Consider the following 16,302-nt stretch of genomic DNA (forward strand, 5'->3'; position numbering starts at 1 on the left):
AGCAGAAAATGAATTTAGGAGATTTCCTAAAAATCGAAAATTTCGAGACTCGAGGCTACTGGAAACTAAATGTAGCTGTAAATGGATATGAAAATAGCTTTGATAATTCCTTAGTTACTCAAGTTGCTAAGGGCAGAAATTTCCAAATTATTCAATTACCCAAGATGAACATAGACCTTAAACTGAATTCTCAGAGAATGAAGGTGCGCCTATTAGAAGATGGTTACTTGTGTTGGTTAACGGTTTCAGAGGTCCTTGGAAATGCATATTGCATATCGACATGGAAGCCCAATTTCTTAAATAGCAGGCAAATATCTGAATGTATTCCAAAAGTTCTGGAATGGGTTCGAGAATCTTCGCAAGTTCCTAATAAATATCTATGGGGGGGTGCAATTGGACCAGATTTTGATTGCTCTGGGTTGGTTCAGGCTGCATTTTCGAGTGAAGGAATTTGGTTGCCTAGAGATGCATATCAGCAAGAGCAATTTTGTCTAAAAGTTGAATATTCATTGGGTAGTGACGAATTACTTTTGCCAGGCGATTTAGTATTTTTTGGAACAAAAGCTAGATGCAACCATGTCGGAATTCATATCAATAGAGGTAATTATTGGCATAGCTCAGGGATTTTGAATGGTTTAGATGGAATAGCAATGAGCTCTTTGTATGAAAATGACTCCGTTTCCTCCTACTATCGTTCTATATTTCGATCTATCGGAAGAGTTTATAGATGTCATGATGGAACTACTCTCCCTTAATTGAATTCTTTTCTTTTGTAGAGGAATTATTAAATGACTAAAAAGATAGATGTTTCTGTAGTTGTTCCAATATTTAATGAAGAGGAGAGCTTGCCTGGATTGGTAGAACAAATCGTTCAAGTCATGCGTTCTAATGGCGAGACTTTTGAATTGGTATTAGTTAATGATGGGTCTACAGATAAAAGTGCTGATGTTTTATTCAATTTAAGTTTACAAGTCCCTGAAGTTTTATGCGTTTTACTTAGAAAGAATTATGGACAAACTGCAGCTATGGCAGCAGGGTTTGATATTTCTAAAGGAGATGTGATTGTTACTCTTGATGGGGATTTGCAGAATGATCCTGCTGATATCCCTTCGCTAGTGAAACGACTTAGAGAAGGTTTTGATTTGGTCAGTGGTTGGCGTTATCGACGAAAAGACGCAGAAATTACTAGGAAACTTCCTTCTCGTATCGCTAATCGCTTGATTGGTGCAGTTACAGGAGTTCGATTAAATGATTATGGCTGTTCTTTGAAAGCATATCGCCGGGACGTCTTGGCTGATATAAGACCATATGGAGAATTGCATAGACTATTACCCGTTTTGGCAAATATTGAAGGTGCAAAGATTACTGAAATTAGGGTAAATCATAGATCTAGGAAATATGGTAAAAGCAAATATGGCATTGATAGAACTTTTCGCGTATTGATGGATTTATTAACTGTTTGGTTTATGAATCGCTTTCTAACAAGACCAATGTATGTATTTGGATTTGGTGGAATTGTTGCAATTTTTGCTAGTTTTTCAACAAGTATATATCTTTTGATTCTTAAAATAATGGGTCAAGATATTGGCAACAGGCCTTTACTGACATTTTCATTAGTTCTTGGTATCGCTGGTGTGCAACTTTTTTGCTTTGGTTTATTAGGAGAGCTACAGATACGTACTTATCATGAAAGTCAAGGAAGACCTATTTATCGCATTAGAAATATATTTAGGGGTAAAGATTCCTTGGATTGATTATCTTTTTTTATTGAACACTTTTTAAACTTATGAATACCCTTTGCCGCTAACACAACTATCTCACTCTCGGAATCTCGTAGTCCTTGTCTAAGGATTGATAGTACACAAGGATCACCCCATTCATTTGCAACTGCAACGGCATAGATCCTATCTTCAGGGTTTGATTTAATTAATTTGAAGAGTCTTTTTCGAAGGCTTATCTTTTCAAAACTTGTTTCAGGACGATTCCATATAATTTTATGATTTTCATAATTAGTGGATGATCTTTTTTCTTGAATCAAACTTATTTCTGGTAAACCATTTGCTGCATAAGGCTTTTTCGAGTAAAGACCATGAATAGTTTTCTTTGATTTTTTACCAATCCCCCAAATTACTAAAGCTAGAATGAAAGCAATTCCACCTGCGAAAAGTTGATTCATGAATCAAATATAGGCTTTAAGGACATTTTAGACCCTTGAAAATCAATATTGGATTGAACTTTTATGTCACCAATGAGAATTAAAGATATTCAAACTTTAGACTATTCAAGAACCTAGTGAGATATCTAAATGACTAGTGACTTTGCAGTAAATTTCTTGCCGCAAATTTTTGTTCCACTTATTGGGATTATGGCACCTGCTGTGTTCATAGTTCTTATAGGTCGTTACATTACAGCGTCTGCTGAATAAATTCTTTTTTAAGTGAATTAAACCAGTCTTTCTATTCCCATGCCTGAAAACAAAGAAACTATGTCTGAGCAGTGGGCTGTAAAAACAGTCTCTGACCCTTTTGCTGGAAACCTCGCTACTCCTGTCAATTCAGGTTGGTTTACCAAATGGTTTATTAATAATCTTCCTTTTTATAGGGAAGGCCTCTCTCCTAATTTCCGCGGTCTAGAAGTGGGCGCAGCTTTTGGATATTTGCTTTATGGTCCATTTTTTATGACAGGACCTCTTCGTAATTCAGACTTCGCATTGACTGCTGGTTTGCTTGGATCTGTTGGAGCTGTTCATATACTTACTGCTTTATTTGTTTTATATAACTCTCCTGGTAAAGCCCCTAATATTCAACCTGCAGATGCAACGGTAAACAATCCTCCAAAAGATTTATTTACGAAAGAAGGCTGGTCAGATTTCGCTAGTGGTTTTTGGTTAGGAGGATGCGGAGGCGCAGTTTTTGCTTGGCTATTAATGGGTACTTTGCACTTGGATACTTTATTACCTCTTGTTAGGGAATATCATTTATTTGGAGCTTAGATTTTTTTAGAAAATATCAAAATCTAATTAATTTTTTCCCCTAGTATTATTATTGGGGGAATTTTTATTGATTCAAATAAGCAATCCCCCAACAGATTCACTGACGAAAGAAGGTTGGTCAGATTTCGCTAGTGGTTTTTGGTTAGGAGGATGCGGAGGCGCAGTTTTTGCTTGGCTATTAATGGGTACTTTGCACTTGGATACTTTATTACCTCTTGTTAGGGAATATCATTTATTTGGAGCTTAGATTTTTCATTCCTTCAATTAATTTTCAATTACCAAGAAGTTGACTTTTCATTTTAAGAACTTATTAAACCATGCTCAAATCATTATTAAAGAAATAAAAAAGCGCCTTTAAATAGATAAAGACGCTCTTTTATTTCTTTATTAGATATAGCTGCTAGCCAAACTTACCAGAGGTTGACGCAACTACAAATGCTCCAAAGGTTACAAAATTACCAACAGTAAAATGAGATAATCCAACTAATCTTGCCTGAACAATTGATAAAGCTACTGGCTTATCTCTCCAACCAACAAGATTGGCAATTGGAGTTCTTTGATGTGCCCAAACAAGGGTTTCAATCAGTTCTTGCCAGTAACCTCTCCATGAAATTAGGAACATAAAACCTGTCGCCCAAATTAGGTGACCAAACAAGAACATCCATGCCCAAGGAGATAAAGCATTGACTCCAAAAGGATTGTATCCATTTATAAGCTGAGCACTATTTAGCCACAGATAATCTCTAAACCAACCCATTAAGTAAGTTGCTGACTCGTTGAATTGAGCTACGTTACCTTGCCAAATGGCTAGATGTTTCCAATGCCAGTAGAAAGTTATCCAAGCAATTGTATTTAAAGCCCAGAACATAGCGAGATAAGTGGCATCCCAAGCAGAACTATCACATGTACCTCCTCTTCCAGGGCCATCACATGGGAATGCATAACCAAAGTCCTTTTTATCAGGTATTAACTTGGAACCTCTTGCATCAAGTGCGCCTTTTATGAGAATTAATGCAGTTGTATGAAGTCCAAGAGCAATTGCGTGATGTACTAGAAAGTCAGCAGGCCCTATAGGTAGGAAATTAGTTAAGGCATCAGGCCTATTGATCATATCCAACCAATAGTGATTTCCTGGCATTGAACTGGATGCAATTGTTGCTGAACTTGCTGAATTAGAAAGCAATGCATTAAATCCATACATTACTTTTCCACTTGCTGCTTGAGCAAACTGAGCAAAAACTGGTTCAACCAGAATTTGTTTTTCAGGATTGCCAAATGCAACTACAACGTCGTTATGCACATAAATTCCAAGAGTGTGGAATCCTAGAAGCATTGTTACCCAGCTCAAATGACTTATCAGAGCTTCCTTTGTTCCTAATACTCTTGCTAATACGTTATCTCTATTTAGTTCAGGGTCATAATCTCGGACAAAAAATATTGCTCCATGTGAGAATGCTCCAACCATTAGGAACATCGCTATGTATTGATGATGTGTATATAACGCAGCCTGGGTTGAATAATCCCTAGATAGGAAAGCATATGCAGGAAGCGCATCCATATGTTGAGCAACTAAACTGCAAGCAACACCTAATGCCGCTAGAGCTAGTCCAAGTTGAAAGTGAAGTGAATTATTAACTGTTTCATAAATACCATTATGATTAATTCCAAAATATCCTCTATGAGGATCTTTGGGGTGACTAGTGTTATGAGCTTCTGTGATCTCCTTTAGAGTGTGACCTATGCCAAACGTATTTCTATACATATGGCCAGCAATAATAAAAACAACACCTATTGCTATGTGGTGATGAGCTATATCAGTTAGCCAAAGAGATTCACTTTGGGGATGTAGTCCACCTAAAAAAGTAAAAATCGCAGTTCCAGCACCTTGAGAGGTTCCGAAAACAGCATCTATAGAATCTGGGTTTTGCGCATATGCTCCCCAATTACCTGTAAAGAATGGCGCTAAACCTGCTGGGTGAGGAAGTACTGTTAACCAATTGTCCCAACCAACATGCTGTCCTCGGGATTCGGGAATAGCCACATGAACTAGGTGGCCTGTCCAAGCAATACTACTAAATCCAAAAAGAACAGCTAGATGATGATTAAGCTGGGCTTCTGCATTCTTAAACCAAGCTAGAGAAGGCCTGAACTTTGGTTGTAAATGTAACCAACCAGCAAACAACATCCAGCAAACCAAAGTGATCATAAAAATCGACCCTTGGAAAAGCTGCTCATTTGTACGCATTCCAATTGTGTACCACCAGTGGTACAAGCCTGAATAAGCAACATTGACTGGTCCTGTTGCACCAGCTTGAGTTAAAGCATCAGTTAAACCTTGCCCAAAGTGAGGGTCCCATATTGCATGCGCTATGGGACGAATATGAGTTGGGTCAGTAACCCATTGCTGATAGTTACCCTGCCAAGCAATATGAAACAGATTACCTGCAACCCATAAACCAATAATTGCAAGATGACCGAAATGGGTTGCAAAAAGCTTTTGATAAAGCCTTTCTTCGGTCATTCCATCATGACTTTCGAAGTCATGTGCTGTCGCAATCCCGTACCAAATTCTACGGGTTGTAGGGTCTTGAGCTAGACCCTGACTGAACGAGGGAAATTTCGTTGCCATTGAAGGAAAAAATCAGTAAGAGGGTTTAGCCCAGCCCTATTAGGCGAGCGTGGAAGAATGCCCAAGTCGTGGCTATGCCCCCAACTAGGAAGTGTGTAACTCCTACGGCACGTCCTTGAGTAATTGATAGTGCCCTGGGTTGAATAGTAGGAGCTAATTTCAACTTATTATGAGCCCAAATAATAGACTCGAACAATTCTTGCCAGTAGCCTCTGCCGCTAAATAAGAACATTAGACTGAAGGCCCAAATAAAGTGAGCTCCTAAGAACATCAAGCCATACATGCTTATAGGTTGACCATAGCTGGTCAGAACTTGTGATGCTTGCGCCCAAAGGAAATCCCTTAGCCAACCATTAATTGTTATTGAGCTTTGAGCAAAATTACCACCAGTTAGTCCCCAGACATCACTTTGCATTTTCCAAGAAAAATGGAAGATAACAACTGAAAGCCCGTTATACATCCAGAATAATCCAAGGAAAACATGATCCCAAGAGGAAACCTGACATGTTCCGCCTCTACCAGGGCCATCACATGGGAATCTGAATCCTAATAAAGCTTTATCTGGAATCAAGCGAGAGCTTCTTGAGAATAAAACACCTTTAAGAAGTATTAGCAAAGTTACGTGGATAGTGAATGCATGAATGTGATGAATCATGAAATCAGCTGTTCCTAAGGGAATAGGAGCAATAGCGATTTTCTCTCCTATTTGAATAACACTTCCATTGAAAACTTCGCTAACAGCGCCATTCTGTAATTGAACTTGTGTACCAGCGAGAGTGGTTGATCCTGATGCTGAAGCATGAATGTTTTGTATCCATTGAGCAAATACAGGTTGAAGTTGAATTGCCTTATCACTAAACATGTCTTGAGGACGTCCTAAAGCCCTCATTACGTCGTTGTGAATATATAGCCCGAAGCTGTGAAAGCCAAGGAACATACAAGCCCAATTTAAATGGCTAATTAATGCGTCACGAGCTTTGAGGATTCTGTCTAGAACGTTATCTATATGTTTTGCAGGGTCATAATCTCTAATCATTGCAATTGCTGAATGAGCAGCAGCGCCACATATAAATAATCCACCTATCCACATGTGATGAGTGAACAGTCCTAAAACAGTTGGATAATCAGTAGCAAGATAAGGATATGGAGGCATCGCATACATATGATGCGAGATGATAATGCTTAAAGAGCCAATCATTGCAAGGTTTATTCCAAGCTGTGCATGCCAGCTATTTGCTAAAAAGTCATAAATTCCTTCATGACCTTTAGGTGCTGGGAAAAGGATTGGATCTCCATTGTGGCTATCAAGTATTTCTTTTAGAGAGCTTCCTATTCCGTAACTTGTTCTATATAAATGTCCACCGATTACTGCGACTACTCCAAAAGCCAAATGGTGGTGAGAGATATCAGTCATCCATAAGCTTCCAGTCACAGGACTTAAACCACCTTTAAAAGTTAGGAAGTCAGTAAAAGCCCACCAATTAAGATTAAAGAAATTTTCTACTGTTCTCCCGGCTAATCCTGGAAAGATTTGACTGACTAATGCTGGGTTACAGAGCTCATGAGGTAAAGGTAAGTCTGAAACTGAGGCAATAGGAGTTCCATTTAAAATCAAAGGATTTCCAGCATCAATAGCATCTAATAGTGCAGCAGTAGGAGCGCCTATATGAATGCAATGACCAGCCCAAGCGATTGAGCCTAGTCCTACAAGTCCTGCAATATGGTGATTGAGCATTGATTCAAGATTCCTGAACCAATCAAGCTTTGGAGCTGCTTTGTGATAGTGATAAATCCCACCATGCAGCATTATTGCTGCCATCAAAAGAGCTCCAATGGCTAAAGCCATCAATTCTGTTTCGTTGGTGACACCCCACCCTCTCCACATTTGGAAAATTCCTGAAGTGATTTGAATGCCGTGGTAATTACCACCTAAATCAGCATTCAACATCTCTTGACCAACAATTGGCCAAACGACTTGTGCGCCAGGTTTTACATGGGTTGGGTCAGCCAGCCAGCCAGAATAATTTGAAAAGCGTGCGCCATGGAAAAACGCGGCACTCATCCAAATAAAAATGACTGCAAGGTGCCCGAAATGGGCAGAGAAAATCTTTCTACTGGTTTCCTCTAAATCTCCGATATGGGTATCGAAGTCATGTGCATCGGCGTGGAGATTCCAAATCCAGGTTGTGGTTTTGGGGCCTTTAGAAAGCTTGCTAGACCAAAATCCAGGTTTGTCTAATTTTCCAAAGTCAATTGGCTTTGGATCAGACTCGACTGGTTGATCGAGCATGGGCTTACTTTTTTCGCCACGTTCAGGTGGGCTAATGGTCATCGAGTGATTCCTTGAGGAATGTGATCGAGGTGGGTTCTCACCACTAATAGATCCGTAAGTGCAAGCATAGAGCCGAGAAGCAGTTACTACGGCAGCATGTAACAAATGTTCTATACCCTGATTCCTCATGGGAATCGTTATGATCGCTAGATTTTCTAAAATAACGAGAATTTAGCGATTAAATCCCAAAGGGATTTATAGGGAAGGGAAATAGATCAATATTTGTTTTTTTATCATAAACAACTTCGTATCTCTATTATGAAAATAAAAACAATCCTGTAAAGCTTGTTCTTATTGATAGCTTGCTCTTGTAAAGAATTCTTCTTCCTAATTGAAAAAAAGCTTTCAAGGCCTTTTGATCTTTTCAAACAGATGCTGATTAGAAGAAAAAGATGCTACTAATCATTGTTTGGTTTTAATCATTCTCTACAAGCATTTTTTTTATATAGAGCTAAATTTAATTAATTTTTGAATGTTTAGCTTCTCTGAAAAAAAATCACTCTTCTTCTTCTGAATTCAGTATTGCAATAGGTCTTGCTCCCGGAGCTTTATCAGCGCTTCGAAGACTTAAGGAACGCAATTATGCTGATAAATTGGCTCTGACCCCTTATGCAGCTTTACATGTTGATTCATCTTTAGATGGATTCCTCATAAAGCCGGCACGAGAAATAGTCGATTTATATTGGACTAATTGCAGATGTTTATTTTTTATTGGAGCACTTGGTGCAGCTGTTAGATTAATAGGACCTTTTTTAAAAAGTAAAGATACAGATCCTGCGGTATTGGTTCTTGATGGGAAACTAGAAACAATAGTTCCACTTGTAGGGGGTCACCTTGGTGGTGCCGATCAAATTGCTAATGAATTATCTGCGGAATTTAATGGGATAGCAGTTTTCACTTCAGATACAAAAACTCAAGAACGAATTCCAATAGATAGTTTTGGATTTTATTGGGGCTGGGATCGTTCAGGTAATAGTAAAGATTGGAATCAATTAATGATTAATCAATCCTGTGGTCAGTCAATTGCCTTGAATCAGTTCTCAGGTACAACTTTATGGAAAGATTCCGAGTTGTTTACGAAGAACTTTATTCAAAAGAACAATAAGACTTCAGAGAAAATATCAGATTTGAATGTTGGTTTTAAACTAGGAAAGGGATGTTGGTGGCATACACATAATCTTTGGATAGGGATTGGATGCGAACGTGAAACTAGTGAAAACTTGATTAGTAGAGCAATAAATGAGTCTTTTGAGAAAACAGGCTTGGCTAAAAAATCTATAGCAGGAGTATCGTCTATTGATTTGAAAAGAAATGAGCCAGGCATCATTTCTTTGATTGATAAAAACTCTTGGCATCCGAGATTTTATGACTCAGAAACTCTTTCCAGAATTTCTGTTCCAAATCCTTCTAAAGTCGTTGCTCAAGAAATTGGTTCTCCTTCAGTAGCAGAAGCTTCTGCGTTATTAGCGGCAGGTGAAGGAGCAGAGTTGTTACTTGAGAAAAATATTTTCCGGGCAAACTCAGATGAACGTGGTGCTGTAACTATTGCAATTGCAAAGTCTGTTAATTCATTTGCTCCACAGAGAGGAGAATTACATCTGATTGGAAGTGGTCCTGGGGATATTTCTTTCCTTACGAATGATGCTCGTATGGCTTTGTCAAGATGCGTCATTTGGATTGGATATGGGCTTTATTTAGACCTTTTGGAACCCTTGAGAAGGAAAGACCAAGTTCGCATAGATAGTTCAATTAATTTTGAGCATGATCGTTGTCAGAAAGCCTTGCAATTAGCTCAACAAGGCATTCATGTAGCTCTGATCTCGTCAGGGGAAAGCGGAATTTATGGGATGGCAGGCTTGGCGTTAGAACTTTGGTTAGAGCAAAAGAATAATGAGCGTCCATGCTTTGAAGTCCATCCTGGAATCAGTGCCTTTCAAGTAGCAGCGGCAAAGAATGGTGCCCCACTTATGAGTGATTTCTGCTCTATAAGTTTAAGTGATCTTTTGACGCCTTGGTCGCAGATCGAGGCACGTCTGAAATCTGCCGCTGAAGGTGATTTTGTCTTGGCTATTTATAACCCGCGATCTAAAGAACGTAATTGGCAGTTAAAACGTGCAATAGAAATTTTACTTGAACATCGTTTACCTAATACTCCTGTGTCTATTTCTCGCCAGCTCTGTAGAACAGGAGAAAAAAATGATCTTTATAGGCTCGATTGTGTACCGCTTGAAAAAGTCGATATGCTTAGTGTATTGATAGTAGGGAATAGCAAGAGTTTCTTGAAGGACGATCATTTCGTAACTCCTCGAGGTTATTCATTTTGTTGAAGTTAGATAAAACTGAAGAAATGTTTGCCTTTTCTACAACGTTCCTAAAATTGTTATACACGAGGTTTTGTCTTGCTTAAACCCGATTGGTTGCGTGTAAAAGCCCCTCAGTATCAAAGGATTGGTGCTGTCGCTGACTTGTTAGTTGACCTTAAGTTGAATACTGTTTGCCAAGAGGCTAGTTGCCCTAATATTGGTGAGTGCTTTGCAGGTGGTACGGCAACATTTTTAATTATGGGGCCTGCTTGCACGCGTGCTTGCCCTTATTGTGATATCGCTTTTGATAGAAGTAAAAGAGAGTTGGACCCTTCTGAGCCAGATCGCCTAGGTGAAGCAGTTGCGAGAATGAGACTTCGCCATGTGGTCATAACTTCAGTAAATAGAGATGATTTAGATGATGGAGGTGCTAGCCAATTTTTAGCTTGTATTAAGGCAGTTCGTAAGTTTTCTCCTGGGACGACTATAGAGCTGTTGATTCCTGATCTATGTGGTAATTGGGAAGCATTGAAAGTTGTTTTGGACGCTTCTCCTGAAGTCCTAAATCATAATATTGAGACAGTTCCAAGGCTTTATCGAAGAGTTAGGCCCCAAGGAATCTATGAACGCTCATTAGAACTTCTAAATCGGGTTAGAAATGGTTGGCCAAAGGTTTATACCAAATCTGGATTAATGGTTGGTTTAGGAGAAAAAGATGAAGAGATTAAAAAGGTACTTATAGACCTACGTCGGAACCAAGTTGATATTGTGACCATCGGTCAATATCTATCTCCTGGACCGAACCATCTTCCTGTTGATCGTTTTGTTACACCCGATCAATTTGACTCTTATCGTAGGGAGGGAGAAGAGCATCTTGGATTCTTGCAAGTTGTAAGCTCACCTTTGACAAGAAGTAGTTACCATGCAGGTGAAGTCCAGAAACTAATGTCTACTCATCCTAGATAATTGAATTATTAAACGCATTCTCTATAAGAACCCACTCTTGTAATGTCCATTTTACGAGATTATTTTTAATCATTGGATCTTGTTCAATAATATGAATTGCATCTTGATATGATTCAGCTTCTATTACTAAGAGTCCTCCGCCGCCAGGTTCTTTTTTTTGATTCACTAAATAACCGCTGATAATTCTTTTTCCTTGAGTTTGCATATTTTTTATCCATGACTTATGTTCAGCTAAAAATTGGCTACGTTTCTTAGACGATAAATTTAATGTTGCTTGTGTGAAACGTTCAGTCTTAATGAACCAAGGCATTTTTATACAAAAACTTCTTCAAGTAGTGATAAGCCAACTTTGCTTTTTTCACTTGGTGGAACAATTACTTTGAATCGTCTCTTCCAAGTTAACCAGTTAGCAAGAATTTGTTTCGCTTTAGAGCTTTCAGTTTGCTGCACATATTCTTCGAGCAATGGTTTGATTAATGATTCTTGCTGAGGGGTAGTTAAATCATGTATTTCTACAATCTCTTGATTTATCTTCTCAGTAACTATTTCATCTTCGTCAAGCAAGAAGGCAACTCCTCCAGTCATGCCAGCTCCAATATTTCTTCCAGTAGGGCCAAGAATGACAATTACTCCACCAGTCATATATTCGCAACAATGATCTCCTACTCCTTCGACGACGGCTTGCGCTCCACTATTTCTAACAGCAAAACGTTCTCCGGCTCGTCCAAGGGCAAATAATCTACCTCCTGTTGCTCCATAAAGGCATGTATTACCGAGAATCACCTGATCACTCGCGTTACCTCGTTCCATGGGCGGAATAATAGTTATCTTCCCTCCATTAATACCTTTGCCCACATAGTCATTGGCTTCGCCAATTAAGAGCACATTCATCCCCTGTATTAAGAAGGCTCCAAAACTTTGTCCTGCCGCACCTTTGAAAGTTAAGTTTAACTTTCCTTGGAATCCTTTATTCCCATATCTTTTTGCTATTTCACCAGAGAGTCGAGCGCAAACACTTCTGTCAGTATTGACAATTGATACTATTTGAGTTGTTTCACCGTGGGAATCAAGAGCTCTATTTATTTCGTTGTTTTGTAGTAATTCATTTTCTAGAACATCTCCATTGCTATGAGCATTGACTTCATGATTTAGCCATGATCTATCAATTGATTGTTGGCTAGGCTTTATTAAGCTAGAGAGATCAACTTTATTTGTTTTTTCAAGATTGATTGCTCTAGGTTCTAAAAGGTCGGTGCGACCAATCAGATCTTCAATTCTAGCTATACCAATAATACTCATTAATTGTCTTACTTCTTCTGCAACAAAAAGAAAAAAGTTAACGACATGTTCTGGAAGACCTGGGAAACGTTTCCTTAACCCTTCTTGTTGAGTAGCTACGCCTACTGGACATTTATTGGTATGACAAATTCGAGCCATAATGCAACCTTCTGCAATCATTGCAATTGTTCCAAATCCATATTCTTCGGCACCTAGTAATGCTGCGATTAATACGTCCCACCCAGTCTTGAGACCACCATCAGTTCTAAGTAAGACACGGTCACGTAACCCATTTGCTAATAACGCATTATGAACTTCAGTAAGACCTAATTCCCAAGGCAATCCAGCATGCTTTATAGAGCTTAAAGGGGAGGCTCCTGTCCCACCATCATGCCCAGAAATTTGAATAACATCAGCGTTTGCTTTGGCAACTCCAGCTGCAATAGTACCAATTCCAATTTCAGCGACTAGCTTGACGCTGACTTTAGCTTCAGGATGAATTTGATGTAAATCATGAATTAATTGTGCTAGATCTTCAATTGAATAAATGTCGTGATGTGGTGGTGGAGATATGAGAGCAACGCCAGGTTTGCTATTGCGTAGTTTTGCAATATATGGATCTACTTTTGGTCCAGGTAATTGCCCTCCTTCCCCCGGCTTTGCTCCTTGAGCAACTTTAATTTCAAGTTGTTGACCACTTCTTAAGTATTCAGGTGTTACACCAAAACGTCCAGAGGCTATTTGTTTAATTGCAGAACAGGCTGTATCTCCATTGATGAGTCCTTTAATTGATGGCAACGTTGAAGATCGGTTGTCTTTGTCGACATCTTTTAAAACTTTAAAACGAGCAGGGTCTTCTCCTCCCTCTCCACTATTACTCTTCCCTCCAATCCTATTCATTGCTATTGCCAGGACTTCATGAGCTTCTCTTGAGAGGGCTCCTAGGCTCATCCCGCCTGTACAAAATCTTGTACAGATACTTTCAGCACTTTCTACTTGCTCTAATGGTAATGGAGACTTGGCTAAACGAAATGTCAGCAAATCTCTTAATGCTGTTGCTGGTCTACTTTCTAAAAGTTTTTGGTAAGTTGAGAAATGGTCATATTCAGGTCCTTTTTTGACTGCCGCATGCAAAAGCTTAGACATTTCAGGATTATTTAAATGGAATTCTCCACTATTTCTGTATTGCACAAATCCTAAAAATTCTAATTTCTTACGATCAATTGCTGGGAATGCTTTTGAATGAAAAATAAAGGTTTCGCGTGCTAATTCTTTCAAGCTCAAGCCTGCAATTCGACTCGTGGTTCCTTTGAAAGCAATATCTATTAAGTCTGCGCCAATGCCAATTGCCTCAAAGATTTGAGCGCCGTGATAACTAGCTAGAAGTGAGATCCCAATCTTTGAAAGAATTTTTCTTAATCCATCTTCTAAAGCTTTTCTTAAATTGGCTTGAGCTTGGTTAATACTCAGATTTGGCAGTTTGTTTGATTCAATAAGTTTTTGAGTTTTAGGAAGGTTCCACCAATGTCGTGTGGTCTCCCACGTTAGCCATGGACAAATTGCACTAGCTCCATAGCCAATTAGACAGGCAAAGTGATGCGTGCTCCAGCATTGAGCAGTGTCAACAACTAATGATGCATTCAGTCTGAGGCCTTTTTTTAGTAAGTGATGATGTACGGCACCAACGGCTAGTAATGGTGGAATATAACTAGTCTTTGTATTTATACCTCTATCAGAAAGTATGAGAATCTGAACGCCACTCTGAACAAGGTTTTCAGATTTTGTGCAAAGAGAAGCTAATTCTTTTTCTAGACTATCTATCCCGTTAGATATATCAATTAATGTTGATAGAGTTTCTGTCTGAATTCCTTTTTGTGTGATTTCAATTAATTCAGCTTCATTCAGTATTGGCGTTTCCAGGTGTAAATGCGAAGCCGACTCTTTTTTAATTGAAAGAGGTGAGGTTCTTTTACCTACATGCATCTCTAAACTCATGACGAGTTTTTCTCTTAAGGGGTCTATAGGAGGATTTGTGACCTGAGCAAATCTTTGTTTGAAATAGTCGTAAAGAAGATGTGGTTTGTTTGAAAGTATTGCAAGCGGTATGTCATCCCCCATGCAGTAGGTAGGTTCTTTTGCTCCACCGGCCATAGATTCAATTATAAAATCAAAATCTTCAGAGGAGAAACCAAAAGCGGTCTGTTGTTGGAGTAATTCTAATTTTTCAAGTTTTGTTTGTTCTTCCCAAGGCTGAGCTTTGACCTTAATTTGCTTTTGTTGTAGCAGTGCTGAATAAGGATGTCTCATCGCAGCTTCTTTTTTGACATCCCAATTCCTTAAGAGCCTTCCTTCTTTAAGATCTACAGCAAGCATTTGCCCTGGTCCAAGTCTTCCTTTCTCAATGATTTGGTTCTCTTGGAGTTCAACAACACCAGTCTCAGATCCCATTATCACAAAGCCATCTTTGGTAATGCAATACCTGGCTGGGCGGAGTCCATTTCGATCTAAGGTGGCGCCAATACTTCTCCCATCTGTAAAGACGAGGAGTGCAGGCCCATCCCATGGCTCTTGTGTCGCTGCTGAATACTCGTAAAAAGCTGTTATTTCTGGTTTCTTATTCAGCTCAGGCTGATCTCTGAAGGCTTCTGGAACTAGTGTAAGAAGACTATCAGTGATTGGCCGGCCACTACGAACAAATAGTTCTAGAATTGAGTCAAGATTTGCAGAGTCGCTAAATTGATCATTTACAATTGGCTTGATATCCTCTGCCTGATCGCCCCAGATATCTTCTAACGCCACTTCGGAGGCTTTTGCCCAGTTTAGGTTGCCGAGAAGAGTATTTATTTCGCCATTATGACCAAGAAGTCTCATGGGCTGAGCTAATGGCCATCTAGGTAGAGTATTCGTGCTGAATCGTCTGTGATAAACAGCGTATGAAATTTCAAATCTTGTGTCTAGAAGATCTTTGTAAAATGGAGCTAAGATTTCAGATCTGACCATCCCTTTGTAAACGATGGTTTTACTACTTAAAGAAGTTACATATAAATCCATTGCTTTTTCCCCGAAAATATCTTTTGCACGTTTTCCAATACGTCTTCTTAACCGAAAAAATATAGACTCTAAATCTTTATCGTTGTGAGATCCCTTGACAAGCCATTGAGCTATAAAAGGCGCATTATCTCTTGCAAGATGTCCTAATACAGAAGTATCTACTGGAACATCACGCCAACCGAGTGAGCATAGCCCTAGATGATTAGCTTCCTCTTCACAAAACCTTTTAGCTTGATTTCGAATTTCTTCATTTTGAGGCATGAATAACATGCCTATACCAGTTGAATCTTTAGGGGCTTTTGCTGCGTCACCCCAGACTTCTTTGAAAAAATTCCATGGGATTTCGCAAAGAATTCCGGCACCATCCCCCGAATCACTATCTCCTCCGCAACCACCCCGGTGTTCCATGCAACTCAATCCTCTCAATGCTTGCTTGAGGACCCAATTGCTTTGAATTCCCTGGATTTGCGCTAGAAAACCTACTCCGCAAGCATCTCTTTCTCCAGACAGTGCTGAAGGAGACCTGCTATCGCAGTAAGGCCAATTAGTTCTAATAGGAGGATCTTTAGGCATGATCTTCAACCGTACTGCTTCTTCTGACAAAGTGAGAAGAAATCAGAACGAAGGGCATTTTGAGGATCTAAGTAGAGGCCATCGCCTTGAAATTGATAAATAGCCAAAACTGGCTATTTATCAATCCTTAGTGGCCTCATTACCTCTATAGCTATAGCTCTTTAGGGAGGCAAAAGTC

11 protein-coding genes and 1 pseudogene are annotated in these 16,302 nt (G+C 39.2%); 7 read left to right on the plus strand and 5 right to left on the minus strand.

The annotated features are described in order from the left end of the window. Positions 1–8 precede the first annotated feature (8 nt). Positions 9–755, plus strand: coding sequence for a C40 family peptidase (locus SOI85_RS07440; RefSeq protein WP_320663765.1), 747 nt, complete (start codon positions 9–11; stop codon positions 753–755). 33 nt (positions 756–788) lie between these two features. Then, positions 789–1,754, plus strand: a complete 966-nt coding sequence (locus tag SOI85_RS07445) for a glycosyltransferase family 2 protein (RefSeq protein ID WP_320663766.1) — start codon at positions 789–791, stop codon at positions 1,752–1,754. Here the strand turns inward: SOI85_RS07445 and SOI85_RS07450 are convergent. Next, positions 1,709–2,176, minus strand: a complete 468-nt coding sequence (locus SOI85_RS07450; RefSeq protein ID WP_320663767.1) for a hypothetical protein — start codon at positions 2,174–2,176, stop codon at positions 1,709–1,711. The two genes, SOI85_RS07445 and SOI85_RS07450, sit on opposite strands and share 46 nt — an antisense overlap. Before the next feature lie 129 nt (positions 2,177–2,305). Between SOI85_RS07450 and SOI85_RS07455 the strand changes: the two genes are divergently transcribed. From SOI85_RS07455 to SOI85_RS07465, 3 genes and pseudogenes are all read left to right on the plus strand, one after another. Next, positions 2,306–2,425 carry a photosystem I reaction center subunit VIII gene (locus SOI85_RS07455; protein ID WP_320663768.1) on the plus strand — a complete coding sequence of 40 codons (120 nt, stop codon included), beginning with the start codon at positions 2,306–2,308 and terminating at the stop codon, positions 2,423–2,425. A gap of 39 nt (positions 2,426–2,464) precedes the next feature. Further along, positions 2,465–2,992 carry a photosystem I reaction center protein subunit XI gene (locus SOI85_RS07460; protein ID WP_320663769.1) on the plus strand — a complete coding sequence of 176 codons (528 nt, stop codon included), beginning with the start codon at positions 2,465–2,467 and terminating at the stop codon, positions 2,990–2,992. A 76-nt stretch (positions 2,993–3,068) separates the two neighbouring features. After that, a pseudogene (locus SOI85_RS07465) lies at positions 3,069–3,239 on the plus strand (photosystem I reaction center subunit XI); the annotation flags it as partial. A 153-nt stretch (positions 3,240–3,392) separates the two neighbouring features. Here the strand turns inward: SOI85_RS07465 and psaB are convergent. Then, positions 3,393–5,621, minus strand: a complete 2,229-nt coding sequence (gene psaB, locus SOI85_RS07470) for a photosystem I core protein PsaB (RefSeq protein WP_320663770.1) — start codon at positions 5,619–5,621, stop codon at positions 3,393–3,395. A gap of 25 nt (positions 5,622–5,646) precedes the next feature. Beyond that, entirely contained in the window at positions 5,647–7,953 is a 2,307-nt protein-coding gene (gene psaA, locus SOI85_RS07475) for a photosystem I core protein PsaA (protein WP_320665158.1), read from the minus strand. Between the two features lie 593 nt (positions 7,954–8,546). On the opposite strand from psaA, the gene cobJ reads away from it, so the two are divergent. After that, on the plus strand, positions 8,547–10,280 hold the full coding sequence (gene cobJ, locus SOI85_RS07480) for a precorrin-3B C(17)-methyltransferase (protein ID WP_320663771.1): 1,734 nt from the start codon (positions 8,547–8,549) through the stop codon (positions 10,278–10,280). A 72-nt stretch (positions 10,281–10,352) separates the two neighbouring features. Further along, entirely contained in the window at positions 10,353–11,222 is an 870-nt protein-coding gene (lipA, locus tag SOI85_RS07485) for a lipoyl synthase (RefSeq protein WP_320663772.1), read from the plus strand. On the opposite strand, the gene SOI85_RS07490 is transcribed toward lipA, so the two are convergent. Together SOI85_RS07490 and gltB are read right to left on the minus strand one after the other, a co-directional pair. Further along, on the minus strand, positions 11,215–11,532 hold the full coding sequence (locus SOI85_RS07490) for a YciI family protein (protein WP_320663773.1): 318 nt from the start codon (positions 11,530–11,532) through the stop codon (positions 11,215–11,217). The genes lipA and SOI85_RS07490 overlap by 8 nt on opposite strands. Before the next feature lie 2 nt (positions 11,533–11,534). Then, positions 11,535–16,124: a glutamate synthase large subunit gene (gene gltB / locus SOI85_RS07495; protein WP_320663774.1), complete on the minus strand. Its 4,590-nt coding sequence runs from the start codon at positions 16,122–16,124 to the stop codon at positions 11,535–11,537. Positions 16,125–16,302 lie beyond the last annotated feature (178 nt).

It is taken from the genome of Prochlorococcus sp. MIT 1223 (genome assembly GCF_034092465.1).
Taxonomy (GTDB): domain Bacteria; phylum Cyanobacteriota; class Cyanobacteriia; order PCC-6307; family Cyanobiaceae; genus AG-402-N21.